The sequence below is a fragment of the Rahnella sp. 2050 genome, assembly GCF_040544515.1.
In the GTDB taxonomy this organism is placed as follows: domain Bacteria; phylum Pseudomonadota; class Gammaproteobacteria; order Enterobacterales; family Enterobacteriaceae; genus Rahnella; species Rahnella aceris.
The window spans coordinates 127808-154107 of record NZ_JBEPKE010000006.1; the positions used below are offsets into that span (position 1 = coordinate 127808).

Below are 26300 nucleotides of genomic sequence, written 5' to 3' on the forward strand. Positions count from 1 at the left end.
AATCCCCGCCTGCACTGCGCCGGTGCAAATTGCCTGATTTGCGCGTTCAGCCATTGTTTTGTGTTATGTCACCACAACAAAGCGCTATTGGTCGGCGCGGTCCGTTCCTCATTACTCTTTCCCCTGAAGTGCCTCATCGCTGTCCGTCTTTTTACGTTCGATAAAAACAATGGAACCCCAGGACCATGCCTGATATCGCCGATCGCTTAAAAAATGTCTCTGTTTCTGCCTCCGTCGCCATGACGCAAAAGGCCCGTGACCTCGCAGCCGCAGGCGTGAACGTCATTGCGCTTTCTACCGGTGAACCGGATTTTCCGACGCCCCCTCACGCCACGGAAGCCGCCTACGCCGCTGCGCTCGGCGGTGATACCCGTTATCCGCCGACCGACGGAACCCCTGCGCTGCGGGCGGCCATTGCGCGTAAATTTCAGCGCGATAACAACCTGAATTACGACGTGAGCCAGATCCTCACCGCAGGCGGCGCGAAGCAAATTATTTTTAACGCGATGCTGGCGACGATTAATCCGGGCGATGAAGTGGTGATCCCGACGCCGTCGTGGATTAGCTATGCGGATATCGTCAAATTCGCGGGCGGTATTCCGGTGCCGGTGGCCTGCCCGGAAGAGAACAATTTCAAGCCGTATCCGCAGGACATCGACGCGGCGATTACGCCGAAAACCAAGTGGCTGCTGCTGAATTACCCGAGCAATCCGACCGGTTCCGTGGCAACCCGCCAGGAATTGCAGGCGATGGGCGAGGTGATGCTGCGCCATCCGGGCGTGTGGATCCTGACCGATGACATTTACGAACATCTGATTTATGACGACGTGACGTTTTATACGCTGGCCGAAGTGGAACCGCGTTTGCTCGATCGCGTGCTGACGGTCAACGGCGTGTCGAAAGCCTATTCCATGACCGGCTGGCGTTTAGGTTTTTGCGGCGGTCCGCAAGATCTGATTAAAGCCATGAGTAACGTGAACACGCAAAACAGCGGCGGCGTCACCACGCTCACGCAGGCGGCGGCGGTCGCGGTGCTTAACGGCCCGCAGGATTTACTGAAAGAGCGCGCCGAAATCTACCGCCAGCGCCGCGATTACGTGCTGGAGCGGTTAACGTCCGTGCATGAACTGCGCTGTCATAAACCGCAGGGCGCGTTCTATCTGTTCGTGAACATTGAAGGCTGCATCGGGAAAACCACCGCAGGCGGGCGTCACATCAATAGCGATGCCGATTTCGTGATGGCGCTGATCGAAGAAAAACACGTCGTCACCGTGCAGGGCGCGGCCTACGGCATGAGTCCGTATTTCCGCATTTCGTATGCGACCAGCATGGAAGTTTTGCAAGACGGCTGCGACCGGATAGCAGCGTTTTGTGCGGAGCTGAAGTCATAACGTCTGAGTCAGAACCATAAAAATCTATGGTCACCCCCGTTTTTGCAACGTTGATTTTGATTTATGATGGGCTTGCTTAAATCTATACGGCGTCTGATGGGCAACCTTACGTTGCCCGCGCCATGATGAAGTCCGCGCCTGCAGAACCTTAAAAAGCGGACGGCTTCAAAGAGCCATTTTTTATGTCAGGTTCATCCGCAGGTCGCTGTGCCGTTCATGTCATCAATAATCGGTCGTCGCAAAACCAGAAAGTCACTGCGTAATGCCTAAGAGCTAACAGTTCGTCCCTGTTGGCTCTTTTTATTGGATAAAAGCTGTGCGATGGGTTGTCACCGACCAGGCTATTCGGGCCAGTTTGTTGGCTAACCCGCAGGCCACTACGTTCGAGTGATGCCGCGAGAGCTGGGCCTTCACCTAGTCAGCCAGCCGCCCCTGATTGTGTTCAGGTCGTTGCATAAAAGCGCGAGCGCATAGAAGGTCGTGATGCGGCTTCGCAGATAGCCCCGGCATCAATGAAATCGTTCTTATTGCTTTTAACGAAGGGTCGGACAAACTGAGGAGATATGAGCTTCACCTGATGCCCGAACTGGCTGATGTGCCGGGCCATAAAATGGGCGCCCGCACAGGACTCCATAACAACGGTAGAAGCGGGACAAGTAGAGAGAAAGGCGGTTAACGGGTTGCGGGAAAACTTCTTACGTAGCAATGCATTACCGTTTTTATCCTGAGCGTGGACATGGAACGAATGCTTGCCGAGGTCAATACCGATGAGCGTAACGTTTTGCATGATGATCCCCTTCAGAAAGAAAAACACCCTGTCAGCGTACCGCTCACAGGGTGGGGGTGACCATCTTATTAAACCGAAGCCACTGGCTTCGGTTTTTTGTTTGCAGCAATCTGAAATTAACGGTGAGCCAGCTCAGCCGTTTCTTCAGCATCCATCACCGCTTTATCCGTCTGTTTCAGCAACTGACTTGTGATAGTGCCTGCCGTCATTGAACCGCTGACATTCAGCGCGGTACGGCCCATATCAATCAGCGGCTCAACAGAAATCAGCAGGGCAACCAGCGTAACCGGCAGGCCCATGGCTGGCAACACGATCAGGGCTGCAAATGTCGCACCACCACCCACACCGGCAACACCGGCAGAGCTCAGGGTAACAATACCCACTAATGTTGCAATCCATACCGGATCAAACGGGTCGATGCCGACGGTTGGCGCAACCATGACGGCCAACATGGTTGGATACAGACCTGCACAGCCGTTCTGACCAATCGTTGCCCCGAACGATGCCGCAAAGCTGGCGATAGATTCAGGAATACCCAGACGGCGTGTCTGCGCTTCAACGCTCAGCGGGATGGTCGCGGCACTTGAACGGCTGGTGAAGGCAAAAGTCAGCACCGGCCAGACTTTACGGAAGAATTTCGCCGGATTAACACCGGTGAACGACAGCAGTATCGCGTGAACAACAAACATAATGCCAAGACCCAGGTAAGACGCGACCACAAAGCTGCCGAGTTTAATGATGTCCTGAATGTTCGAGCCGGCGACCACTTTGGTCATCAGAGCCAGTACCCCGTACGGGGTCAGTTTCATGACCAGACGCACCAACTTCATCACCCATGCCTGCAGGGTATCGATAAAGGCCAGAATGCGCGGACCTTTTTCTGCATCATCTTTCACCAGTTGCAGGGCGGCTACACCAACGAAGGCTGCGAAGATCACGACGCTGATGATTGATGTCGGACTTGCGCCTGTCAGATCAGCAAACGGGTTCTTAGGTATAAAGGAAAGGATCAACTGAGGCACGCTCAGGTCAGCCACTTTGCCGACATAGTTAGACTGAATTGCCGTCAGTCGCGCCGTTTCCTGCGTACCCTGTACCAGGCCGTCAGCGGTGAGGCCGAACAGGCCCGTCACGAAGATACCCACCAGAGAAGCGATCAGTGTGGTGAACAGCAGGGTACCGATGGTCAGGAAGCTGATTTTCCCCAGCGATGACGCGTTATGCAGTTTCGCTACCGCGCTCAGAATAGAGACGAAAACCAGCGGCATGACGATCATTTGCAGCAACTGGACGTAGCCGTTACCGACAATATTGAACCAGGTAATTGAGGTTTTTAGTACCGGATCATCGGAACCGTAGATCAGCTGTAAAGCCAGGCCAAATACGACACCCATAGCCAGACCCAGTAAAACTTTTTTTGCCAGGCTCCATTGCTTGTGGCGGGTTTGTGCCAGCAGCAAAAGCAGGGCAACGAAAACCACTACGTTAAGAACGAGCGGAAGATTCATACCAGACTCCAAACTTATAATTTTGATAAATGAAACGGGTGTTTCCGGAAAAGGACTGCACCATCCCAAAGCATTGGGGGGCAGAATATCAGTTTGAGGGTCCGAGCATTTATATCCAAAAGGAATTCATTATAACTTTTTGTTGGTATTTGTATTAATTTTCATCATATCGGCAATATTTCATGCTATTCAGATGAATAATTTCAGGATGTGATTAAAAAAGTCAGGATTTATTGCACCAATGATGGGCGTCCAGTCTGGCCAGAAAAGCGTCAGGCCGACCAGCATAAGGCAGAGCGTGCGCTCGAGTTGATTACCTTTCTGGCTGTTAATCAGCGGTAGCCGGAAACGCCATCGACAAGGCCAGAGCAGCGGCACTCCTGCAGGCGTCAGCATATCTGCCAGGATATGGCTCAGGTAACCGATAATCATGGCGTGGAAAGCATCAGCGGGGATCACCCAGTCATGAGGGAAATGAGTGCGTAGCAGGAAAATCCCTCCAGCCACCGCCAGCAAACTGTGAGTGAATCCACGGTGACCAAAAGCCCGGGCGATGGGGGCCGACAACCATTTGAGACGCTGGCCCAGCACCGATTTGGGGTGATCAATATCGGGCAGCAGACAGGTAAGCAAAGACCCTGGAATGATGTGCCACCAGTCACCATGCGCCAGTTCGGGAGAAAGCTGGGCCTTCTTAGCAAATACTGCACAGGCAATTGAGAAAATGAGATGGCCTTCCGCCGTCATGACGCGTCCGAACTGGATAACTGTTATTTTATCCAGTATAAGTGAAACTGTCACAATCTTGGAAGAGATGCCCTGTAACTAATTGTCAACGGACTGATAAAAAACAAAAAAGCGTATAAGAATACGCCTTTCTGGTGTCACTTATTCTGCCCTTAACGCGCGAGCCAACCACCATCGACGGCAATGGTGTAACCATTAACGTAATCAGAGGCTTTCGATGCCAGAAAGACTACCGGCCCCATGACATCTTCCGGCAGACCCCAGCGTCCGGCGGGGATTCTGTCGAGGATTTCTTTGCTGCGTTCTTCATCGGCGCGCAACTGTTCCGTATTGTTAGTCGCCATATACCCCGGCGCAATCGCATTCACATTGACGTTATGCTTCGCCCATTCATTGGCCATCAGTCGGGTCAGACCCATTACTGCGCTTTTTGACGCGGTATAGGAAGGCACCCTGATCCCCCCCTGATACGAGAGCATAGAGGCAATATTTATAATTTTGCCACCGTTACCCTGTTTGATGAACTGCTTCGCCACGGCCTGAGACATAAAGAACAGCGTTTTGCTGTTCACATTCATCACATCATCCCAGTTTTTCTCGCTGAATTCGATGGCATCTTCACGGCGGATAATACCGGCGTTATTGATCAGAATATCGATATGACCAAATTCCCCGACTGCTTTCTCGATCAGCTCAGGAATGCCTGTGATGGTGCTCAGATCAGCCCTCAGATCGAGAAAACGGCGGCCTAACATGGTGACTTTTTTTTCAGTTTCTTCAGGGGCGGAAACGTTAATGCCCACAATATCGCATCCCGCCTGCGCGAGACCCAGCGCCATGCCTTGTCCCAGCCCGGTATTGCAACCGGTGACGATTGCGACTTTGCCGCTTAATTCAAATGAACGGAGGATCATATTCAGAGTCTCTTTTGCAACGGCGCGTTCGCCATAAAAAATGAGTTGCTCTGCCGGTAAGGCAGAGCAAGGGGGAGTTAGCGCAGTTCGCTGACTTTGACGTGATCCATGTCATCGAATACCTGGTTCTCACCGACCATCCCCCAGATGAAGGTATAGTTTTTGGTACCCACTCCGGCGTGAATTGACCAACTAGGAGAGATGACAGCCTGCTCGTTGTGCACTAATAAATGACGGGTTTCCTGTGGTTGCCCCATCATGTGGAACACGGCAGTTTCCGCTTCCATATTGAAGTAGAAATACACTTCCATACGACGTTCATGGGTGTGGCAAGGCATGGTATTCCACAGGCTCCCCTCTTCCAGTTTGGTCAGCCCCATGGTCAGCTGACAGGTTTCCAGAACGTCGGGCACGATGAATTTATTGATGGTGCGGCGGTTGCTGGTAGCTGCATCGCCGATGGTCTGCGGAGAGGCTTCCGCCAGTGTGATTTTTTTGTTCGGGAAAGTCGTGTGTGCCGGCGCACTGTTGTAGTAGAACTTGGCCGGTCTGGAGGCATCAACGCTGCTGAACTCGACCCGCTTTGCCCCTTTGCCGACATACAACGCTTCTTCATGACCAATTTCATAGGTTGTACCGTCAACCACGATCAGACCCGGGCCGCCGATATTAATCACGCCGAGTTCGCGACGTTCAAGAAAATAGCTCACACCAAGCTGTTTACCGACTTCATCACCCACGGATACCGTTTTTTCAGCGGGCATGACGCCGCCGACAATGATGCGGTCGATGTGGCTGTAAGTCATGGTATAGGCATTTTTCTCAAAGATTTTCTCAATGAGGAATTCACGGCGTAATTCAGCGGTATCAAGCGTTTTTGCGTGGTCGCTGTGGATACTTTGACGAACTTGCATGTCGGTGCCTCTCATGAATGACGATATCAAGGAGGACTTACCGGGCTAGTCTGACCGTTGCGTGGCAGTGACAGCGTACAGAAGCAGGAGAGCTCCCGGCTCGTCCTTGTTGCAGGAATCATAGGTTCATTGACATGCGAATTCAATAAAAATGAAATAACGTTTTATTTATTTTATGAGTCAGTTCAAGATTTACGAAATTAAACGAAGCTTCAAAAATTGTGGCAGGAGAAATGCGTAGAGAAGGTATATGGAAAGGAGAGAAAGCAGAGAAGGTGCGCAGCGGCATGAGCGGCTGCGCATAAATTTTAGCTGATGTGTGCCACACGCAATTCTTCGAGGGAAGAAAGTTTGACATCGGCAAGCGCCCAGCGTGGATCCACACTGTATTCATGGTCCGGCACCACCACCGAGCGCATACGCGCGGCTTTGGTGGCGATCATGCCATTAAAGGAATCTTCCAGCGTCACACAGTTGAGCGGATCAACCTGTAATTCTCCGGCAGCCAGCAGATAGACCTCAGGATGCGGTTTGCTGTAAGGCAGCTTTTCCGCTGAAACACGAACCTTAAAGAAGGAGTGTAAATTAAACATTTCCAGCACGGTATCGAGCATAAACAGCGGTGATGCCGACGCGAGACCAATCTTCAGCCCCTGATCACGGCAAAGCTCAAGGGCATGATTCACGCCAGGCAGTAACGGCCGGGTTTGTTCTACCAGTTCAATCGTGCGGGCAATAATCATTGAGGACACTTCTTCCTGACCCGGACCCTGCCACGGAAGCGCCTGATACCACATCCTGACCACCTGATCGATACGCAAACCTAGCGTATCCGGCAGCAAATGGCGCTGGGAAATATCAACGCCCAGGCGACTGAAAACGTCCAGCTCAGCCTGAGTCCATAACCGTTCAGAATCAATTAACAGACCATCCATATCGAAAATTGCTGCATTAACAGGGCGGACATAAGCCATGAAAGCGGACTCCCTCACAATAAATAGAAACCCACTTTAACATCGGTGGGAATGCAGGTGAAATCTCATGTGAAAATGGACAGGATGGACGTTCCCGGTACAGCGTTACGCTAACTGATTAAAACATTGGGCGGAGCAGGCTTTCTGTGGGTAAACTTAGCCGTTGCTTTAGGTATCCTAACAAGGGGAATTCATGACGTACCAACAAGCCGGACGTGTGGCAGTAATTAAACGAATTGCGGGATGGATCATTTTTATCCCTGCGCTGCTTTCTACGCTGATTTCTTTGCTGAATTTTATCAACGAGCACACTAAGACGGAGCAGGGCATCAACGCGGTCATGCTGGATTTCATCCACGTGATGGTGGATATGGTGAAGTTCAATACCTCGTTTCTCAATGTCTTTTGGTACAACTCACCGGTGCCAGCTTTAGGGCAGGGTTTCACCAGCGCGAACATCATGTTCTTCATTATCTACTGGCTGATTTTTGTGGGGCTGGCACTTCAGGCTTCCGGCGCGAGAATGTCCCGTCAGGTAAAACACATTCGCGAAGGGATCCAGGATCAGCTTATTCTGGAACAGGCGAAAGGTGCTGAAGGCCGGACACGTTCGCAAATTGAAGAGCGTATCGTGATACCGCGACACACGATTTTGGTGCAGTATTTTCCATTGTATATTTTGCCAATTATCATCGCTGTCATCGGCTACTTCATTTTGAAATTATTAGGATTAATGGCCTGATAATTTGACGACATATTTATAACGGGTTTCTGTGAAAATGAAAAATAAGGCCTGAATATTAACGTTTTCAGGTCTTATTTGTTCAGAGCTGAAATATTTATCCCGCTAACTGATATCTTCGTGTAACAGCCTTTCTATGGCGCGTTGCGCCACCACAAGATGCTGACCACCGAATAAATTACTGCGGTTAAGCAGGTAATATAACTGGTAGATCGGTTGCCTCGAAATGAAGTCGTCAGGGAGTGGCGTTATACTCTGATAACCGTCATATAATTGCGGCGGAACATTCGGATATAACGGCAGCATCGCCAAATCGCATTCCCGATCTCCCCAGTAACAGGCCGGGTCAAAAATCACCGGACCATCATCAGATAAGCCACAGTTATGCGGCCATAAATCGCCGTGTAAAAGTGAAGGTTGCGGCTGATGATTCTGCAAGCGGGCATGAACCATAGCGGTGATATCTTCGATATTACCAAATATCATCCCTTTTTCAGCAGCCAGTTGCAGCTGCCAGCCAATGCGCTGCTCGGCAAAGAAGGTAGCCCAGCGCCGTTGCCAGCTGTTGGGTTGCGGAACTGTCGCCAGTTCATTATCGAAATCCAGACCGAATTGCAGTTGTTCACTCCACTGATGCAATGCGGCAAGTTGCTGGCCTAAAACATAGGCATTATGTGCATCCAGAGGTTTTTGCGGGATATATTCGAGCAAGAGGAAACTGTAATCACGGTCGCTACCTACACCATAAACTTCCGGCACCCTGACGGTCTGGCTGCGCGCAAGTAAGGCCAACTGATCGGCTTCAGCGGCAAAGATAGGCAACATTTCGCGTGCATTGCATTTCACAAACACGTTTCTGTCGCCGTAGCTCAGCCGCCATGCCGGGTGGATTTCGCCTCCCGGAAGCTCAACACGTTCGCGGATTTCAGCATTGCCTAAGTGTTCACTCAACAAACGATTGACGGCTTGCCACATGGTATGACCCCTTCTGACTGGCCAGATAATTCATTAAGTTAGCGTTTTTTCAGCTTCGAAAACCCGATCCGGCGCACGGCTGAATCAGATGATGATGTCAATTTATGCAATTTCTCAGATGTCTAAATAGAACGTATCATCAGCGGACAGATTAATTTAGGAATATGTGACATGAAACGGGTTTTATAAACGGAATTGTCTTATCGACATCCCTCTAACCCCTTTGTTTAACAAAACAATAATAATAATAGACGAAAAATATATTCAGGTGTTGGAAGAAGATGTATATGCTACATCTCGTCCCAGTCGCGAGAGAGATAACGTGAAACCAAACATTCTTTATTTGATGGCCGCGCTATTGCTGGCGGGTTGCGCTAAAGAAACACCGGTTCAGACGACGCGTTTTTTGAATCCATCGCCGCCACCTCAGCGCGATACTTCATTAATGCATCCAGGGCCTTATGGTGATGTTATTCACCAGGCGGCAAATACCTATGGCGTCGACGAAACACTTGTTAAAGCAATCATTCAGGTCGAATCTGGATATAACCCAACCGTTGTCAGCAAATCGAATGCGATTGGGTTAATGCAGCTAAAGGCCTCAACGGCAGGACGCGATGCCTACCGGATGAAAGGACGTTACGGTCAGCCCACGCCGCGTGATTTAAAAGATCCGGCGGTGAACATTGACCTGGGTACGGCTTATTTAAGTATTTTACAACAGCAGCTTGCGGGTATTAATAACCCTGAAACTCGTCGTTACGCCACCACACTGGCATATGTGAACGGAGCAGGGGCGTTGTTGAGAACGTTCGACAAAGATAAGACGTATGCGATTGCGAAAATCAATCTGATGACGCCTGCTGAGTTTTCTGCTCATGTGCAGAAAAAACACCCGGCGCCACAAGCACCACGTTATCTGTGGAAAGTGAACAATGCCTACCTCGCGATGCGGTAAGCATTGATGTTCCCGCCAGCGGCTCAGGCTGCTGGCGGGAAGGTTTTAATAATCTCAAGAACCCCGTTGATAACGAACTGAACGCCCATACACACCAGCAAGAATCCCATCAGACGTGAAATAGCCTCAATCCCGCTTTTCCCGACCAGACGCATAATCGCCCCCGAACTGCGCAGAGATATCCACAAAATCAAACCCACTAAAAAGAAAATCATCACCGGAGCAACGGTAATAATCCAGTGCGGGAAATCAGATGATTTCACCGTTGAAGCACTGCTGATGATCATGGCAATGGTGCCCGGCCCGGCGGTACTTGGCATCGCCAGAGGAACAAAAGCGATATTTGGCGAATCCTGTTTCTTCATTTCCGCCGTTTTGTTCTCGATAAGGATCCTTTCTTCCACGTGTGGCTGTGGGAAAAGCATTCTGAAACCGATAAAGGTGACGATAAGTCCCCCCGCAATACGCAGGCCGGGAATGGAAATCCCGAACGTATTCATCACCAACTGTCCCGCGTAATACGCCACCATCATGATGATAAAGACATAGACCGAGGCCATCAGCGACTGCTGGTTTCTTTCCTGTGTGGTCATATTCCCGGAAAGACCGAGCATCAAAGCCACGGTCGTCAGTGGATTTGCCAGCGGAAGCAGTACCATCAGGCCCAATCCCAGTACTTCAAATAACTGCCTGACTTCTGTCATATCCTTCCCTTTTTTAAATGCTGCTCTGGTTACCTTAACGTGTCAGGGGGGATTACACGAAAAATATCCGCGTTTAGCAACACAGGTTGCTGGAAATTCGCACTTTACGAATGCTAAACTTATGGACTGTTTTCGCGTCGCATCCCGATACAATTACGTGATGTATTCAGGGTGCCTATATTTGGCAAGGTAAAGCTAAATAGCGTGAATAACTACGTGAATTTAAACTCAAATATTTTTCTAGATGTGCTCTGTCGTGTGGGGCACCACTGTAGATTAAGGAATTAGCATGCCTGTCATTACTCTTCCTGATGGAAGCCAGCGCGTTTTTGATCGCCCCGTTTCTCCCCTTGATGTTGCCCTTGATATCGGCCCTGGCCTGGCGAAAGCCTGTATCGCTGGTCGTGTTAACGGCGAACTGGTTGATGCAACCGACCTGATTGAGGTTGACGCGCAACTGGCGATCATCACCGCTAAAGACGAAGCCGGTCTTGAAATTTTGCGCCACTCCTGTGCGCACCTTTTGGGTCATGCCATTAAACAACTGTGGCCAGACACCAAAATGGCAATCGGCCCGGTTATCGATAATGGCTTCTATTACGACGTCGATTTAGATCGTACGCTGACTCAGGAAGATATCGAACTGCTTGAAAAGCGCATGCACGAACTGGCTGAAAAGAATTACGACGTCATTAAAAAGAAAGTCAGCTGGCAGGAAGCGCGCGATACCTTTGCAAGCCGTGGCGAAGAATACAAAGTGGCGATTCTGGATGAAAACATCAGTCATGATGACCATCCGGGTCTGTATCACCACGAAGAATATGTGGATATGTGCCGTGGTCCACACGTACCGAACATGCGTTTCTGCCATCATTTCAAACTGCAGAAAACCTCCGGTGCTTACTGGCGTGGTAACAGCGATAACAAAATGTTGCAACGTATCTACGGCACTGCGTGGGCGGATAAAAAGCAACTGAATGCTTACATTCAGCGTCTGGAAGAAGCCGGTAAACGTGATCACCGTAAAATTGGTAAGCAACTTGACCTGTACCATATGCAGGAAGAAGCACCAGGTATGGTGTTCTGGCACAACGACGGCTGGACCATTTTCCGTGAGCTGGAAGCCTTTGTACGCATGAAACTGAAGTCTTATGACTATCAGGAAGTAAAAGGTCCGTTCATGATGGACCGCGTGCTGTGGGAAAAAACCGGTCACTGGGAAAACTACAAAGAAGCGATGTTCACGACCTCTTCTGAAAACCGTGAATATTGCATCAAGCCAATGAACTGTCCGGGACACGTTCAGATCTTCAATCAGGGTCTGAAATCTTACCGTGATCTGCCATTGCGTATGGCTGAGTTTGGCAGTTGCCACCGTAATGAGCCATCTGGTGCATTACACGGTCTGATGCGCGTTCGTGGCTTCACTCAGGACGATGCTCACATCTTCTGTACAGAAGAGCAGGTGCGTGATGAAGTGAACAGCTGTATCCGCATGGTGTATGACATGTACAGCACGTTTGGCTTCGAAAAAATCGTGGTGAAACTGTCCACCCGTCCTGAGAAGCGCATTGGTACTGACGAAATGTGGACTCGTGCTGAGGATGACCTGGCGGCTGCGCTGACGGAAAACGACATTCCGTTCGAATATCAGCCGGGTGAAGGGGCGTTCTACGGTCCAAAAATTGAATTTACCTTGCATGATTGTTTGGATCGTGCGTGGCAGTGTGGTACCGTGCAGCTCGACTTTTCATTACCTGGTCGTTTGAACGCCTCTTATATTGGCGAAAGTAACGACCGTCAGGTTCCGGTAATGATTCACCGTGCTATCCTGGGTTCAATGGAACGCTTCATTGGTATTCTGACTGAAGAATACGCGGGCTTCTTCCCAACCTGGATGGCTCCGGTTCAGGTAGTGATTATGAATATCACTGATTCACAAGCTACCTATGTCGAAGAATTAACTAAAAAACTGCAAGATGCAGGCATTCGCGTTAAAGCCGACTTGAGAAATGAGAAGATTGGCTTTAAAATCCGCGAACACACGCTACGCCGTGTTCCTTATATGTTAGTTTGTGGCGATAAAGAGGTCGAAGCAGGCAAAGTTGCTGTTCGTACCCGCCGCGGCAAAGACTTAGGAAGCATGGATGTTAGCGAAGTCGTTGACAAACTGCTGGCGGAAATCCGCAGCAGAAGTCTTCATCAACTGGAGGAATAAAGTATTAAAGGCGGAAAACGAGTTCAACCGGCGCGTCCTAATCGCATTAACAAAGAGATTCGCGCGCAAGAAGTTCGCCTCACCGGCGTCGATGGCGAGCAGATTGGTATTGTCAGTCTGAATGAAGCTCTTGAAAAAGCTGAGGAAGCGGGCGTCGATTTAGTAGAAATCAGTCCGAATGCCGAGCCGCCAGTTTGTCGAATCATGGATTACGGCAAATTCCTCTACGAGAAGAGCAAGTCGACCAAAGAGCAGAAAAAGAAACAAAAAGTTATTCAGGTTAAGGAAATCAAATTCCGACCTGGTACCGATGATGGCGACTATCAGGTCAAACTACGCAACCTGATTCGCTTTCTGGAAGATGGCGATAAAGCCAAAATCACCCTGCGTTTCCGTGGGCGTGAAATGGCGCACCAACAGATCGGTATGGAAGTGCTTAACCGCGTCCGTAAAGACCTGTGTGAAGATTCTGAACTGGCCGTTGTCGAATCCTTCCCTACGAAGATCGAAGGTCGTCAGATGATCATGGTGCTCGCACCTAAGAAGAAACAGTAAGGCTTCCAAGTAATCCTGCTACGCGGTGTTCGCACCGCGTATTCTGGATTCGCCTTTCTGATTCATGTTAATAACAATGCGAAGTGGAATTTAAAATGCCAAAGATCAAAACAGTACGCGGCGCCGCTAAACGCTTCAAAAAAACCGCCAATGGTGGTTTTAAGCGTAAGCACGCAAACCTGCGTCATATTCTGACCAAAAAAGCTACTAAGCGTAAACGTCACTTGCGTCCAAAAGGCCTGGTATCCAAGAACGATTTGGGTCTGGTCTCTGCATGTCTGCCGTACGCATAAATACACTTTTTTTCATCTAGAATATAAAACTCAGGAGAGCATATGGCTCGCGTAAAACGTGGTGTGATTGCACGTGCACGTCACAAGAAAATCTTAAAACAGGCGAAAGGCTACTACGGTGCCCGTTCTCGCGTATATCGTGTTGCATTTCAGGCTGTTATCAAAGCTGGTCAATACGCTTACCGTGACCGTCGTCAAAAGAAACGTCAGTTCCGTCAGCTGTGGATCGCGCGTATCAACGCAGCAGCTCGTCAGAACGACATGTCTTACAGCAAATTCATTAACGGCTTGAAAAAAGCTTCTATTGAAATTGACCGTAAGATCTTGGCTGACATCGCAGTATTCGACAAAGTGGCATTCTCTGCACTGGTCGAAAAAGCGAAAGCAGCTCTGGCGTAAGTCAGGTGAAAGAGGGAGCTTGCTCCCTCTTTTATATTTTGTGTTTAAAAACATTCTGTTTCGTTGTTTAATACCCACAGTTTCGTTTCAATTACGGCACAAGATTTACAACCGACAAGGTAACGCAAGCATGCATGCTGCTATTTTCCGTTTCTTTTTTTACTTTAGCGCCTGACTTTGGAAGGCTTTCGCGCGTAAGAGAAGAAACGAAAAGTAGCGCCTAAGCCTCCCTCGTGGAGGCTTTTTTGTATCTGTGCTTTATACGCTAAGGTTCAGGGTCAAAATCGCGCCCCTGATTAATCACGGTTATTTTACATCGGGCCATATTGGCCAGAAGAAGAGGAAAGCAATGCCACATCTCGCAGAGCTGGTTGCCAATGCCAAGGCAGCCGTAGAGAGTGCTCAGGATATCGCCGCGCTGGATAATGTGCGTGTCGAATATCTGGGTAAGAAAGGCCACCTGACACTCCAGATGACAACCCTCCGTGAATTACCTGCGGAAGAACGCCCGGCTGCGGGCGCGGTCATCAATGAAGCGAAAGCGCAGGTTCAGGAAGCCCTGAACGCGCGTAAAAATATGCTGGAGTCCGCTGAACTGAATGCCCGCCTGGCAGAGGAAACGATTGACGTTTCCCTGCCTGGCCGTCGCATCGAAAACGGTGGTCTGCACCCGGTGACCCGTACTATCGACCGCATTGAAACCTTCTTTGGTGAATTAGGCTTTACCGTGGAAACCGGCCCTGAAATCGAAGATGACTATCACAACTTTGATGCCCTGAACATTCCGGGTCATCACCCGGCACGTGCCGATCACGATACTTTCTGGTTTGATGCCAAGCGCCTGCTGCGTACGCAAACTTCCGGTGTTCAGATCCGCACCATGAAAGACCAGCAGCCGCCAATTCGTATTATCGCGCCGGGCCGCGTCTATCGTAACGATTACGATCAGACTCACACCCCGATGTTCCATCAGATGGAAGGCCTGATCGTTGATAAAGACATCAGCTTCTCCAACCTGAAAGGCACACTGCACGATTTCCTGAACAACTTCTTTGAAGCTGATTTGCAGATCCGTTTCCGTCCTTCCTATTTCCCGTTCACAGAACCTTCCGCAGAAGTGGATGTAATGGGCAAAAATGGCAAATGGCTGGAAGTGCTGGGTTGCGGCATGGTGCATCCGAATGTCCTGCGCAATGTGGGCATCGACCCTGAAGTGTATTCCGGTTTTGCCTTCGGAATGGGGATGGAACGTCTGACTATGTTGCGTTATGGCGTGACTGATCTGCGTGCATTCTTCGAAAACGATCTGCGTTTCCTCAAACAGTTTAAGTAAGGCGGGAATATCACATGAAATTCAGTGAACTCTGGTTGCGTGAGTGGGTAAACCCAGCCATTAGCAGCGAAGCATTATCAGACCAAATTACTATGGCCGGCCTGGAGGTTGATGGCGTTGAGCCGGTTGCAGGCGCATTTAATGGCGTGGTTGTCGGTGAAGTTGTCGAATGCGGTCAGCATCCAAACGCAGACAAACTGCGTGTGACTAAAGTCAATGTGGGCGGCGATCGTCTGCTGGACATCGTTTGTGGCGCGCCAAACTGTCGTCAGGGCCTGAAAGTTGCAGTTGCAACGGTGGGCGCCGTATTGCCGGGTGATTTCAAAATCAAAGCTGCCAAATTGCGTGGCGAGCCTTCAGAAGGCATGCTGTGTTCGTTCTCTGAGCTGGGTATTTCAGAGGATCACGACGGTATTATTGAACTGCCACTTGATGCGCCAGTCGGTACAGATATCCGTGAATTCCTGAAACTCGATGACACCACGATTGAAATCAGCGTAACGCCAAACCGTGCTGATTGCCTGGGTATCCTCGGCGTGGCGCGTGATGTTGCTGTCATCAACCAGTTGCCACTGGTTGAGCCGGAAATGAACCCGGTGAAAGCAACGATTGATGCCACCATCCCCATTGATGTGCAGGCGCCACAAGCGTGTCCGCGCTATCTGGGCCGTGTCGTTAAAGGCATCAACGTTAAAGCACCTACACCATTGTGGATGCGTGAAAAACTGCGTCGCTGTGGCACCCGTTCTATCGACGCCGTGGTCGATATCACGAACTACGTGTTACTCGAACTCGGTCAGCCAATGCATGCGTTTGATCTGAATCGCATCAGTGGTGGCATCGTCGTGCGCATGGCGCAGAAAAACGAAGCATTAACGTTGCTCGATGGCACAGAGGCGAAACTGGCGGAAGATACGCTGGTCATCGCAGACCATGAGAAAGCCCTGGCAATGGCCGGTATCTTTGGTGGCGAACATTCCGGTGTGAACGACGAGACGCAGGACGTCCTGCTGGAATCTGCATTCTTTGCTCCGCTCTCAATTACTGGCCGTGCACGCCGTCAGGGTCTGCACACGGATGCTTCTCATCGCTATGAACGTGGTGTGGATCCTGAGCTGCAGTTCAAAGCTATCGAACGGGCTACTGCGTTGTTGCTGAGCATTTGTGGTGGTGAAGCCGGTCCGGTCATTGAAGCGACCTCCGACGTTGATTTGCCGAAAGCGGCAACCATCACCTTGCGTCGTGAAAAACTGGATCGCCTGATCGGGCATCATGTTGAAGATGCTCAGGTGACTGACATCCTGACCCGTCTGGGGTGTAAGGTTCAGCATAATGGCGACCACTGGGTAGCTGTGGCGCCAAGCTGGCGTTTCGATATGCAAATCGAAGAAGACCTGGTGGAAGAAGTCGCGCGTGTCTACGGCTACAACAACATTCCTGATGTGCCGGTTAAAGCCAGTCTGGTGATGACCAAACACCGTGAAGCGAACCTTTCACTGAAACGTGTGAAAAATCTGCTGGTTGATCGTGGTTTCCAGGAAGCGATCACTTACAGTTTTGTCGATCCAAAAGTGCAGGCTCTGCTGCATCCTGGCGAAGAAGCGCTGATTTTACCCAGCCCGATCTCGGTTGAAATGTCTGCAATGCGTCTTTCCCTGTGGTCTGGCCTGCTGACTGCTGTAGTAAATAACCAGAATCGTCAGCAAAGTCGCGTACGTTTATTTGAAAGCGGCCTGCGCTTTGTACCTGATACGCAAGCCGATTTGGGTATCCGTCAGGACGTCATGCTGTCTGGTGTAATCTCCGGCACTAAAAATGAAGAGCATTGGGATCTGGCGCGTCAGGCAGTTGACTACTACGATTTGAAAGGTGATCTTGAGGCTATTCTTGAGCTTACCGGCAAAATGAACGATGTACAGTTCAAGGTGGAAGCGAATCCTGCGTTGCATCCTGGGCAGAGCGCAGCAATTTATTTACGCGGCGAACGTATTGGTTTCATTGGTGTAGTACACCCTGAGCTGGAACGTAAACTCGATCTTAATGGTCGTACCGTGGTCTTCGAACTGTTGTGGAATAAGGTCGCAGACCGCGTACTGCCTGATGCGAAAGAGATTTCTCGCTTCCCGGCGAACCGTCGTGACATCGCTGTTGTAGTGGCCGAAAACGTGCCCGCAGACGATATTTTGGCAGAGTGCAAGAAAGTTGGCGCAAATCAGGTAGTTGGCGTAAACTTGTTTGATGTGTACCGTGGCAAGGGCGTAGCTGAAGGTTACAAGAGCCTGGCTATCAGTCTGGTGTTGCAGGATACCGGCCGTACACTGGAAGAAGAGGAGATCGCCGCTACCGTTGCAAAATGTGTAGAGGCTCTAAAACAGCGATTCCAAGCATCCTTGAGGGATTGAACCTATGGCGCTTACTAAAGCTGAAATGTCAGAACACCTGTTTGAAAAGCTCGGGCTGAGCAAACGGGATGCCAAAGACCTTGTTGAAATATTTTTCGAAGAAGTACGTCGTGCTTTGGAAAATGGCGAGCAAGTTAAACTGTCTGGCTTTGGCAATTTTGATTTGCGTGACAAAAACCAACGTCCGGGACGTAACCCGAAAACCGGCGAAGATATTCCGATCACGGCGCGTCGTGTGGTGACTTTCCGTCCGGGACAGAAATTGAAAAGTCGTGTAGAGAATGCCACGCCGAAAGAATAAGTGAAAACATCAAAAAGGCCGCGAAAGCGGCCTTTTTTTTATCTGATTTTTAAGAGTGCAGTGTCATCGGAAACAATAGGTTTTAACGCTTTTAAGTAATTAGCACAGAAAGTGAAAAGATAGCGTTAAAGGGGTAGGCGGTTCAGGATTAGTCTGATAGATTAAATTTCAAGGCCTGAAAAGAACTTTGGTTTATTATTTATCCGGATGCCATTCAAATAAAACGGGGCCGAAGCCCCTATGGTAAGTCACTCATTATGTTCAGTTAATAATATGTACATATTAATATCTGAATAAAAGGCACCGGACAAATTAACCGGGAACGGGAGAATGGAATTATAAAAGGTGACTAGTGGTTATAGAACATACGAGGTCCACCCGGACCGCCGCCACCGTGCCCACCGCCGCCATGACCGCCACCACCAGGACCCCAAAATGGTGGGAATAAACAGCCACTGAGGCTGACGACAACCAGAGCAATGCTCAGCAGAGCGAAAATACGACGCATAAAATACATCCTTCGTTTGAATAAACAGGTCGATTATAAATAGAATGCAGACAGGTTGTTGTCAGGCTTGCGTTAAGATTTGTTAGTGTCTTAATAGGAATTGAATAGATAACACACGCCGTCTTGTTGAATTATTTCAACCAGGACATGTTTGTGTTTTTATTGTAAGGTCAGAGCAAGTTATCCGAAAATACGCTTATTTCTTATATTTTCTTCAATACCTGACTGATATAAAAATCACGTCATAAAAAATAAAGAAGGCGTAACTAACGTGAAAAAATCTCTCTTATTGCTTTGTTGTGCACTGGCTTTGCCTGTGATCGCGCAGGCAAATGTTTCTATTGACCTCAACGTACCTGGCGTATCACTTCACCTCGGGGATCAGGATCAGCGCGGTTACTATTGGGATGGCTATGACTGGCGTCCACCGCAGTGGTGGCATGATCATCAGGGCCATCATTACGGTGAGCGTAATGAACATGGCATGTACTGGCACGGTAATCGCTGGGACGCTAAACCACCGCAGCGTAACCATGATAAGCCGGGGCGTAATCAGCCAGGACCGCAGCCCCATAATCCGGGCCGTCCGAACGGTAATGATCATCATGATAATAATGGTCATCAGGGGAACGGCCAGCCGATCCCGCCGAATGGTTATCAGGGACACTGATTTTCCCTGTAAATGCCCAACGTGTCCGAAGCCGGTGCTCAGTCACCGGCTTTTTCAATTTCTATTTATGGTATTCAGCCGTTCTTCGCTAGAGCTAACTGCCTAATATCGGTAGGATAGTCACTTCCCGTGAGCCCCAGGAATTAGCCATTCATGCCTATCCCGCAGACCTTTTCTGCCTTTGAACAGCAACAGAAATACCGTGACCGCCGCTGGTTATACGGGCTGGGTATGTTCTTGTTGTTGATATGGGTGTTCAGTCTGAGTGCGGGTGAACGCTGGCTGTGGCCGGATCAATGGTTCAGCACTGAGGCGCGTCTGTTCGTGTGGCAATTACGGTTTCCGCGCGCTGTCGCTGTCATTTTGGTGGGCGCAAGTCTCGCTGTCTCCGGGGCAGTGATGCAGTCGTTGTTCGAAAATCCTCTTGCCGAGCCCGGTTTACTCGGTGTTGCCAATGGTGCCTGCGTCGCGCTGGTTTTATGTGTCATGTTAAGCCACGGCCTGTTGCCTGTTTGGATCATGAGTCTGGCAGCCATCGCGGGCGCTCTGATTGTCACTTTCTTTCTGCTATATATTGCCCGTAAACGCCTTTTGACGAATGCCCGTATGCTTCTTGTCGGGATTGCTATTGGGATTGTCTGCAGTGCTTTAATGACCTGGGCGATTTATTTCAGCAACAATCTCGATTTACGGCAGTTGATGTACTGGATGATGGGCGGATTTGGCGGTGTTGACTGGAATCAGCTCTGGCTGGGATTAATGTTGCTGCCTGTTTTACTGTGGCTGGTCTTACAGGGGAATGCACTCAATCTATTGTCTCTCGGGACGCAGCAGGCGAGGCAACTCGGCATATCGCTGAACACCTGGCGTTATATTCTGGTGCTTGCCGTCGGCTGGATGGTCGGGCTGAGCGTCGCCTTATCGGGCGTCATCGGTTTTATCGGGCTGATCATCCCGCATATTCTCAGGCTTTGCGGGATCACCGATCAGCGCCGTTTGCTGCCCGCCTGTGCGCTTTGCGGCGCTTCAGTTTTACTGTTAGCGGATGTGCTGGCGCGAATTGGTTTATCCGCGGCGGAATTACCGATTGGTGTGGTGACTGCCACGCTGGGTGCACCGGTATTCATCTGGTTGCTGACCAGAACCGGACAAATCCGCTGATGCTTTTCGGTGTGTCGGCTATGCTGTTCACTGAAACCCTTCCCCTAACCTACAAATATCAGGACGAAAACGATGAGTAATGAAATTTATAATATCTCCCTGAAAACTATCGATGGCGAAACCACGACACTCGGTGCTTATAAAGGTTCTGTATTGCTGGTCGTGAATGTGGCATCACAATGTGGCCTGACCAGGCAATATGAGGGGCTGGAAAATATCTACCAGGCCTGGCACGATCGTGGTTTTGAAGTGCTGGGGTTCCCGTGCAATGAATTCGGCGCGCAGGAACCGGGCACTGAAGATGAGATCAAAACCTTCTGCACCACCCATTTTGGCGTGAAATTCCCGATGTTTAGCAAAATTAACGTCAACGGAGACAACCGTCATCCGCTGTATTCAGCGCTGATTGCAGCCTGTCCGACAGCCGTCAAACCGGAAGACAGTGCGTTCTACGAACGTCTGGCCAGCAAAGGTCGTCAACCTCTTAAGCCCGATGACATCTTGTGGAACTTTGAGAAATTCCTGATTGGTCGTGACGGCACCGTGGTTCAGCGTTTTGCACCCGATATGACACCGGAAGATCCGATCCTTATGGAAACCATCAAAGCCGCACTGGCGAAATAATTTGCGTGTGAATACACCAATGCTGGAATGTCGTGAGATAACCGTTGCGGGGCGGCTTAGCGCATTTAGCGCGCAGATTGTGCCGGGCTGTCGGATCCATATTATCGGCCCGAATGGCGCCGGGAAAAGCACTTTACTGACCCGTCTGGCGGGTATGTCGGCAGGGGGAGGCGAGGTTATTCTCGACGGACAACCGCTTGCCGACGTTCCCGGACCCAGGCTGGCACGTCTTCGCGCCTGGTTATGCCAGCAACTGACCCCGGCATCCCTGATGCCGGTATTTCAATATTTGTCCCTTCATCAGCCGCGAGAAGTGGATCCTGCTGTTCTTGAGCGCACGGTTTCATGTTTATGTGATGCTTTACATCTCAGCGATAAACTTGGCCGGCCGGTCACGCATTTATCCGGCGGGGAATGGCAGCGGGTGAGGCTGGCGGCTGCTTTATTGCAAGTGTGGCCGACGGTGAATCCTGATAGTCAGCTTTTATTCCTTGATGAGCCGATGAACAGCCTGGATGTTGCCCAGCAGCAGGCGCTGGATCAGTTACTTGCGGAGTTTTGCGCGGCAGGACGTTCCGTGGTGTTAAGCGATCATGATCTCAACCATACCCTCCATTACGCACATCAGATCTGGCTTATGTCGCAGGGTCAGGTGATGGCGGCGGGAAAATGTGCTGATGTCATGCAGCCTGAAATACTTTCAGACGTGTACAAAGTGGCATTTCAGATACACGAACTGGCAGGCAGGCAATGGATAATGGCGACCTGAGCTTAATGCATAGCGGTTTAATTATATTATTATTGGGGTTTACGCTTTACCCCAATTCTTATTTGTTCATAAAAAACGCAGAAGATGCATTGTTTTAATAAAGTTCATTTTTTTCATAAAAACATAATTTAATGTAATTGGTTGTTATTAAATGATTTTTATTTTTTCCTGCTATTTAATTTTTGTTTATTTACTTTCTGTTTAGCTTCGCGTGACTGGTAAATCCTTAAGGTTAAATTAAGATTAAACCGACATCATAAGATCCATAATTTCATGACGGCGTTTACTTACTGTTAAATAAATGCGGTCTACAGTCGGTATCGGTAATTACCTTTTTGGGATAGCGTAATGGAAAACTTTTTGCCTTTTTCCCGTCCGTCTATGGGCGAAGAAGAAATAGCTGCAGTGGGGCAGGTTTTACGTTCTGGCTGGATCACCACAGGGCCACAGACTCATCAGCTTGAACAGGATTTTTCTGCCACTTTCGGTTGTAAGCATGCTATCGCAGTCAGTTCTGCGACCGGCGGCATGCATGTCACCCTGATGGCGCTCGGCATCGGACCGGGCGATGAAGTGATCACGCCTTCACAGACCTGGGTTTCAACCATCAACATGATTGTCCTGCTCGGCGCAGAACCGGTGATGATTGATGTTGATCCTGACACGTTGATGGTCAGTGCCGACGCGGTTGCTGCGGCTATCACGCCAAAAACCAAAGCGATTATCCCGGTGCATTACGCCGGCGCGCCTTTAGACCTTGACCCGATTTATGCTGTTGCTAATGAACACGGTATTCCGGTCGTGGAGGATGCTGCGCACGCGGCAGGCACAAAATACCGTGAACGCTGGATTGGCGCACAGGGGACAGCAATTTTCTCGTTCCACGCGATCAAAAATATGACCTGCGCAGAAGGCGGTCTGATTGCCACCGACGATGATGCTCTGGCTGAAAAAGTACGTGCATTGAAATTCCATGGTCTGGCGGTTGATGCATTTGATCGTCAGGTGCTGGGGCGTAAACCGCAGGCTGAAGTGGTTGAGCCAGGCTTTAAATACAATCTCTCCGACATTCATGCTTCTGTGGCTGTCGTGCAGCTTAAACGTCTTGCACAAATGAATGCCCGCCGTGCGGAGCTGGCACAGCGTTATCTGGATAAATTACAGGGCTCACCTTATCTGCCAATGGCTGTACCGGCTTACCCGCACCTTCATGCGTGGCACTTATTCATGATCCGTGTGGATGAAGCGCGTTGTGGTATCAGCCGTGACGCACTGATGGAACGTCTGAAAGAGCAGGGGATCGGAACGGGTTTACATTTCCGTGCAGCTCACACCCAAAAATATTACCGCGAACGTTATCCGCACCTGAGCCTGCCAAACAGTGAATGGAATTCGGCACGTTTATGCAGTTTGCCGCTGTTCCCTGATATGCAGGACAGCGATGTGGACCGCGTTGTCGCGGCTCTTTTTTCCCTTCTGGAGGCGCAGTAGTGGCGCAATACGAACCAATCCGTAAAGTCTCGGTGGTTATCCCGGTCTACAACGAAGAAGAAAGCCTGCCTGCGTTGCTTTCCCGCACGCAGGCCGCTTGTCAGCAATTAACCCAGCAATACGAAATCATTCTGGTGGATGACGGCAGTTCTGACAGCTCCGGCGACATGCTCGCTGCCGCTGCAGAACAACCGGACAGCCATGTTATTGCCGTTTTGCTCAACCGCAATTACGGCCAGCATTCCGCCATTATGGCCGGTTTTAGCCATGTGACCGGTGATCTGGTCATTACGCTTGATGCTGACCTGCAAAATCCACCGGAAGAAATCCCGCGCCTGGTCGCCACGGCGGATGAAGGCTATGACGTTGTCGGCACCGTACGTGCAAATCGTCGCGATTCCTGGTTCCGTAAAACGGCATCAAAGATGATCAACATGATGATCCAACGTGCCACCGGTAAATCGATGGGTGACTACGGCTGTATGTTACGGGCTTATCGCCGTCACATTATCGAAGCTATGCTGCATTGCCATGAGCGCAGTACCTTTATTCCTATTCTGGCCAACACATTCGCGCGCAGAACCATAGAAATTCCGGTTCAGCATTCTGAGCGTGAGTTTGGTGATTCCAAATACAGTCTGATGAAACTGATTAACCTGATGTATGACCTGATCACTTGTCTGACGACAACACCGCTGAGAATGCTCAGTGTTGTTGGCAGTGTGATTGCCATCTTCGGTTTCCTGCTGGCGGTATTCCTCATTTTAATGCGCCTGATCAACGGCCCTGAGTGGTCTGCGGAAGGCGTATTCACGCTATTTGCATTGTTATTTATGTTTATCGGTGCGCAGTTTGTCGGTATGGGATTACTCGGTGAATACATCGGGCGGATCTACAACGATGTTCGTGCGCGTCCCCGTTATTTTGTTCAAAAAGTCGTCGGCGTTCGTTCCGAAGACCACAGTCAGGAAGAAGAGTAATGAAAGCGATTGTATTTGCCTATCATGATATTGGTTGTGTTGGTTTACAGGCTCTGGTTGACGCGGGTTATGATGTTCAGGCAGTTTTCACCCACACTGATTCCCCGAATGAAAACCAGTTCTTTTCTTCCGTTGCCCGTCAGGGCGCTGAGCTGAACCTGCCCGTTTATGCACCGGAAGATGTTAACCATCCATTGTGGGTTGACCGCATCCGTGCTTTACAGCCCGATATCATCTTCTCTTTCTACTACCGTAATATGCTGAGCGAAGAGATTTTATCTCTGGCGCCGCAGGGTGGCTTCAATCTGCACGGTTCATTGCTGCCGCGTTACCGTGGTCGTGCACCGGTTAACTGGGCGCTCCTCAACGGTGAAACCGAAACGGGTGTCACTTTGCATAAAATGGTCAAACGACCGGATGCAGGTGATATCGTTGGTCAGCGCAAAGTGGCGATCACTGGCGATGACACGGCGCTGAAACTTCATGCCAAAGTGCGTGAGGCAGCGAAAGCATTACTGACAGATGTGTTGCCGGAAATGAAAGCGGGTAACATCACACTGACGGCGCAAGACGAATCTCAGGCCAGTTACTTTGGTCGCCGTACCGCCGCTGACGGTGAAATTCACTGGCACAAATCGGCCACTGAAATTAATAACCTGATCCGCGCGGTGACTGAACCCTATCCCGGCGCATTCTCTTATCTCGGCCAACGTAAACTGACTATCTGGCGCGCACGTCCGCTGGCAACTCAGCACGACAAACAACCGGGCACCGTGCTTTCTTCTGATCCGCTGACCATCGCCTGTGGCGAAGGTGCGCTGGAAATTCTGGCAGGGCAGAGTGAAAACGGCCTGTATGTACAGGGTTCCCGTCTGGCGCTGGAACTGGGCATTATGCCGGATATGCGTGTCGCAACGCTGCCCACAGCGGTGATGAAACGCCGTACCCGTGTTTTAATCCTCGGCGTGAATGGTTTTATCGGTAACCACCTGAGTGAGCGTTTGCTTCGCGAAGACCGCTATGAAATTTATGGCCTGGATATCAGCTCTGACGCGATCAGCCGCTTTATGGGTAATCCGCATTTCCACTTCGTGGAAGGCGATATCAGCATCCATTCAGAGTGGATCGAATATCACATCAAAAAATGCGACGTCGTTCTGCCGCTGGTGGCGATTGCAACGCCAATCGAATACACCCGTAATCCGCTGCGCGTATTCGAACTGGATTTCGAAGAAAACCTGAAAATTGTCCGCGATTGCGTTAAATACAAAAAACGCATTATCTTCCCGTCAACGTCTGAAGTTTACGGCATGTGTGATGATAAGGAATTCGACGAAGATCATTCCCGTCTGATTGTCGGCCCGATCAACAAACAGCGCTGGATTTACTCTGTTTCCAAGCAACTGCTGGACCGCGTGATCTGGGCTTACGGCGCGAAAGAAGGCCTGAAGTTCACCCTGTTCCGTCCGTTCAACTGGATGGGACCGCGCCTGGATAACCTGGATGCTGCGCGTATCGGCAGTTCCCGTGCGATCACCCAACTGATTCTGAATCTGGTTGAAGGATCACCGATCAAACTGGTGGATGGCGGCGAGCAAAAGCGTTGCTTCACTGATATCAACGACGGTATTGAAGCGTTGTTCCGGATCATCGAGAACCGCGACAACTTATGTGATGGCCAGATTATTAACATCGGTAACCCGACTAACGAAGCGAGCATTCGTGAACTGGCAGAAATGCTGCTGAGCAGTTTTGAATCACATCCGCTGCGCGCGCAGTTCCCGCCGTTCGCTGGTTTCAATCTGGTGGAAAGCAGCACGTATTACGGAAAAGGCTATCAGGACGTGGAGCACCGTACGCCGAGCATCAAAAATGCCCGTCGTCTGCTTAACTGGAAACCGGAAATCGGCATGGATAAAACCGTTGCTGAAACCCTGGATTTCTTCCTGCGTTCAGTAAATCCTGACGCTGGCAAAGCCTGA

Annotated in this window: 25 protein-coding genes, 1 pseudogene and 1 other annotated feature; of the genes and pseudogenes, 18 read left to right on the forward strand and 8 right to left on the reverse strand. The window is 50.1% G+C overall.

Annotation, left to right across the window (positions count from 1 at the left end):
• Positions 1–185: 185 nt before the first annotated feature.
• The gene (locus ABIC79_RS20325) at positions 186–1391 is read left to right on the forward strand and encodes a pyridoxal phosphate-dependent aminotransferase (protein ID WP_037035530.1); all 1206 of its coding nucleotides are present in this window, start codon (positions 186–188) and stop codon (positions 1389–1391) included.
• Between the two features lie 466 nt (positions 1392–1857).
• On the opposite strand, the pseudogene ABIC79_RS20330 reads toward ABIC79_RS20325, so the two are convergent.
• The 6 genes and pseudogenes from ABIC79_RS20330 to hxpB form a co-directional block, all read right to left on the reverse strand.
• A pseudogene (locus ABIC79_RS20330) lies at positions 1858–2178 on the reverse strand (IS110 family transposase); the annotation flags it as partial.
• Between the two features lie 116 nt (positions 2179–2294).
• Positions 2295–3686 (reverse strand): L-cystine transporter, encoded by a 1392-nt coding sequence (locus ABIC79_RS20335; RefSeq protein ID WP_037035298.1) that lies wholly within the window; start codon positions 3684–3686, stop codon positions 2295–2297.
• 189 nt (positions 3687–3875) lie between these two features.
• Positions 3876–4433, reverse strand: coding sequence for a metal-dependent hydrolase (locus tag ABIC79_RS20340; RefSeq protein ID WP_013576145.1), 558 nt, complete (start codon positions 4431–4433; stop codon positions 3876–3878).
• Between the two features lie 152 nt (positions 4434–4585).
• Complete coding sequence (kduD, locus tag ABIC79_RS20345; protein ID WP_013576144.1) at positions 4586–5347, reverse strand: 2-dehydro-3-deoxy-D-gluconate 5-dehydrogenase KduD; 762 nt, start codon at positions 5345–5347, stop codon at positions 4586–4588.
• 77 nt (positions 5348–5424) lie between these two features.
• Complete coding sequence (gene kduI / locus ABIC79_RS20350) at positions 5425–6261, reverse strand: 5-dehydro-4-deoxy-D-glucuronate isomerase (RefSeq protein ID WP_013576143.1); 837 nt, start codon at positions 6259–6261, stop codon at positions 5425–5427.
• 308 nt (positions 6262–6569) lie between these two features.
• The gene (gene hxpB / locus ABIC79_RS20355) at positions 6570–7235 is read right to left on the reverse strand and encodes a hexitol phosphatase HxpB (RefSeq protein WP_013576142.1); all 666 of its coding nucleotides are present in this window, start codon (positions 7233–7235) and stop codon (positions 6570–6572) included.
• Between the two features lie 193 nt (positions 7236–7428).
• Between hxpB and ABIC79_RS20360 the strand changes: the two genes are divergently transcribed.
• A complete protein-coding gene (locus ABIC79_RS20360) occupies positions 7429–7977 on the forward strand; it encodes a YniB family protein (RefSeq protein ID WP_119261786.1) in 549 nt (182 codons plus the stop codon).
• 105 nt (positions 7978–8082) lie between these two features.
• Here the strand turns inward: ABIC79_RS20360 and ABIC79_RS20365 are convergent, their stop codons facing one another.
• Positions 8083–8952, reverse strand: a complete 870-nt coding sequence (locus tag ABIC79_RS20365) for a fructosamine kinase family protein (RefSeq protein ID WP_037035297.1) — start codon at positions 8950–8952, stop codon at positions 8083–8085.
• A gap of 322 nt (positions 8953–9274) precedes the next feature.
• Here ABIC79_RS20365 and ABIC79_RS20370 point away from each other — a divergent pair, with 322 nt between their 5' ends.
• Entirely contained in the window at positions 9275–9910 is a 636-nt protein-coding gene (locus ABIC79_RS20370) for a transglycosylase SLT domain-containing protein (RefSeq protein ID WP_013576139.1), read from the forward strand.
• Positions 9911–9933: 23 nt separating this feature from the next.
• Here the strand turns inward: ABIC79_RS20370 and ABIC79_RS20375 are convergent, their stop codons facing one another.
• Positions 9934–10614, reverse strand: a complete 681-nt coding sequence (locus ABIC79_RS20375) for a MarC family NAAT transporter (protein WP_013576138.1) — start codon at positions 10612–10614, stop codon at positions 9934–9936.
• A 289-nt stretch (positions 10615–10903) separates the two neighbouring features.
• Between ABIC79_RS20375 and thrS the strand changes: the two genes are divergently transcribed.
• From thrS to arnA, 15 genes are all read left to right on the forward strand, one after another.
• Complete coding sequence (thrS, locus tag ABIC79_RS20380) at positions 10904–12832, forward strand: threonine--tRNA ligase (RefSeq protein WP_013576137.1); 1929 nt, start codon at positions 10904–10906, stop codon at positions 12830–12832.
• A gap of 3 nt (positions 12833–12835) precedes the next feature.
• Positions 12836–13387: a translation initiation factor IF-3 gene (gene infC, locus ABIC79_RS20385; RefSeq protein ID WP_013576136.1), complete on the forward strand. Its 552-nt coding sequence runs from the start codon at positions 12836–12838 to the stop codon at positions 13385–13387.
• 95 nt (positions 13388–13482) lie between these two features.
• Positions 13483–13680 carry a 50S ribosomal protein L35 gene (gene rpmI, locus ABIC79_RS20390; RefSeq protein WP_013576135.1) on the forward strand — a complete coding sequence of 66 codons (198 nt, stop codon included), beginning with the start codon at positions 13483–13485 and terminating at the stop codon, positions 13678–13680.
• 42 nt (positions 13681–13722) lie between these two features.
• Positions 13723–14079 carry a 50S ribosomal protein L20 gene (gene rplT / locus ABIC79_RS20395; protein ID WP_013576134.1) on the forward strand — a complete coding sequence of 119 codons (357 nt, stop codon included), beginning with the start codon at positions 13723–13725 and terminating at the stop codon, positions 14077–14079.
• Positions 14080–14204: 125 nt separating this feature from the next.
• Positions 14205–14329: a sequence feature (Phe leader region), on the forward strand.
• Positions 14210–14254 (forward strand): pheST operon leader peptide PheM, encoded by a 45-nt coding sequence (gene pheM, locus ABIC79_RS20400; RefSeq protein ID WP_121626058.1) that lies wholly within the window; start codon positions 14210–14212, stop codon positions 14252–14254. (Overlaps the previous feature by 45 nt.)
• A 99-nt stretch (positions 14330–14428) precedes the next feature.
• A complete protein-coding gene (pheS, locus tag ABIC79_RS20405) occupies positions 14429–15412 on the forward strand; it encodes a phenylalanine--tRNA ligase subunit alpha (RefSeq protein ID WP_013576133.1) in 984 nt (327 codons plus the stop codon).
• Between the two features lie 14 nt (positions 15413–15426).
• On the forward strand, positions 15427–17814 hold the full coding sequence (gene pheT, locus ABIC79_RS20410) for a phenylalanine--tRNA ligase subunit beta (RefSeq protein WP_112152168.1): 2388 nt from the start codon (positions 15427–15429) through the stop codon (positions 17812–17814).
• Between the two features lie 4 nt (positions 17815–17818).
• Complete coding sequence (gene ihfA, locus ABIC79_RS20415) at positions 17819–18115, forward strand: integration host factor subunit alpha (protein WP_004089944.1); 297 nt, start codon at positions 17819–17821, stop codon at positions 18113–18115.
• Positions 18116–18894: 779 nt separating this feature from the next.
• Complete coding sequence (locus ABIC79_RS20420; RefSeq protein WP_013576130.1) at positions 18895–19293, forward strand: DUF2502 domain-containing protein; 399 nt, start codon at positions 18895–18897, stop codon at positions 19291–19293.
• Between the two features lie 153 nt (positions 19294–19446).
• Positions 19447–20454: a vitamin B12 ABC transporter permease BtuC gene (gene btuC / locus ABIC79_RS20425; RefSeq protein ID WP_013576129.1), complete on the forward strand. Its 1008-nt coding sequence runs from the start codon at positions 19447–19449 to the stop codon at positions 20452–20454.
• Between the two features lie 72 nt (positions 20455–20526).
• Positions 20527–21078, forward strand: coding sequence for a glutathione peroxidase (locus ABIC79_RS20430; protein WP_013576128.1), 552 nt, complete (start codon positions 20527–20529; stop codon positions 21076–21078).
• A gap of 19 nt (positions 21079–21097) precedes the next feature.
• Positions 21098–21847, forward strand: a complete 750-nt coding sequence (btuD, locus tag ABIC79_RS20435; RefSeq protein ID WP_013576127.1) for a vitamin B12 ABC transporter ATP-binding protein BtuD — start codon at positions 21098–21100, stop codon at positions 21845–21847.
• A gap of 348 nt (positions 21848–22195) precedes the next feature.
• A complete protein-coding gene (gene arnB, locus ABIC79_RS20440; protein ID WP_013576125.1) occupies positions 22196–23338 on the forward strand; it encodes a UDP-4-amino-4-deoxy-L-arabinose aminotransferase in 1143 nt (380 codons plus the stop codon).
• Positions 23338–24318, forward strand: coding sequence for an undecaprenyl-phosphate 4-deoxy-4-formamido-L-arabinose transferase (arnC, locus tag ABIC79_RS20445; RefSeq protein WP_013576124.1), 981 nt, complete (start codon positions 23338–23340; stop codon positions 24316–24318). Before arnB ends, arnC begins: the two co-directional genes overlap by 1 nt.
• Entirely contained in the window at positions 24318–26300 is a 1983-nt protein-coding gene (arnA, locus tag ABIC79_RS20450; RefSeq protein ID WP_037035289.1) for a bifunctional UDP-4-amino-4-deoxy-L-arabinose formyltransferase/UDP-glucuronic acid oxidase ArnA, read from the forward strand. The genes arnC and arnA overlap by 1 nt, the downstream gene beginning before the upstream one ends.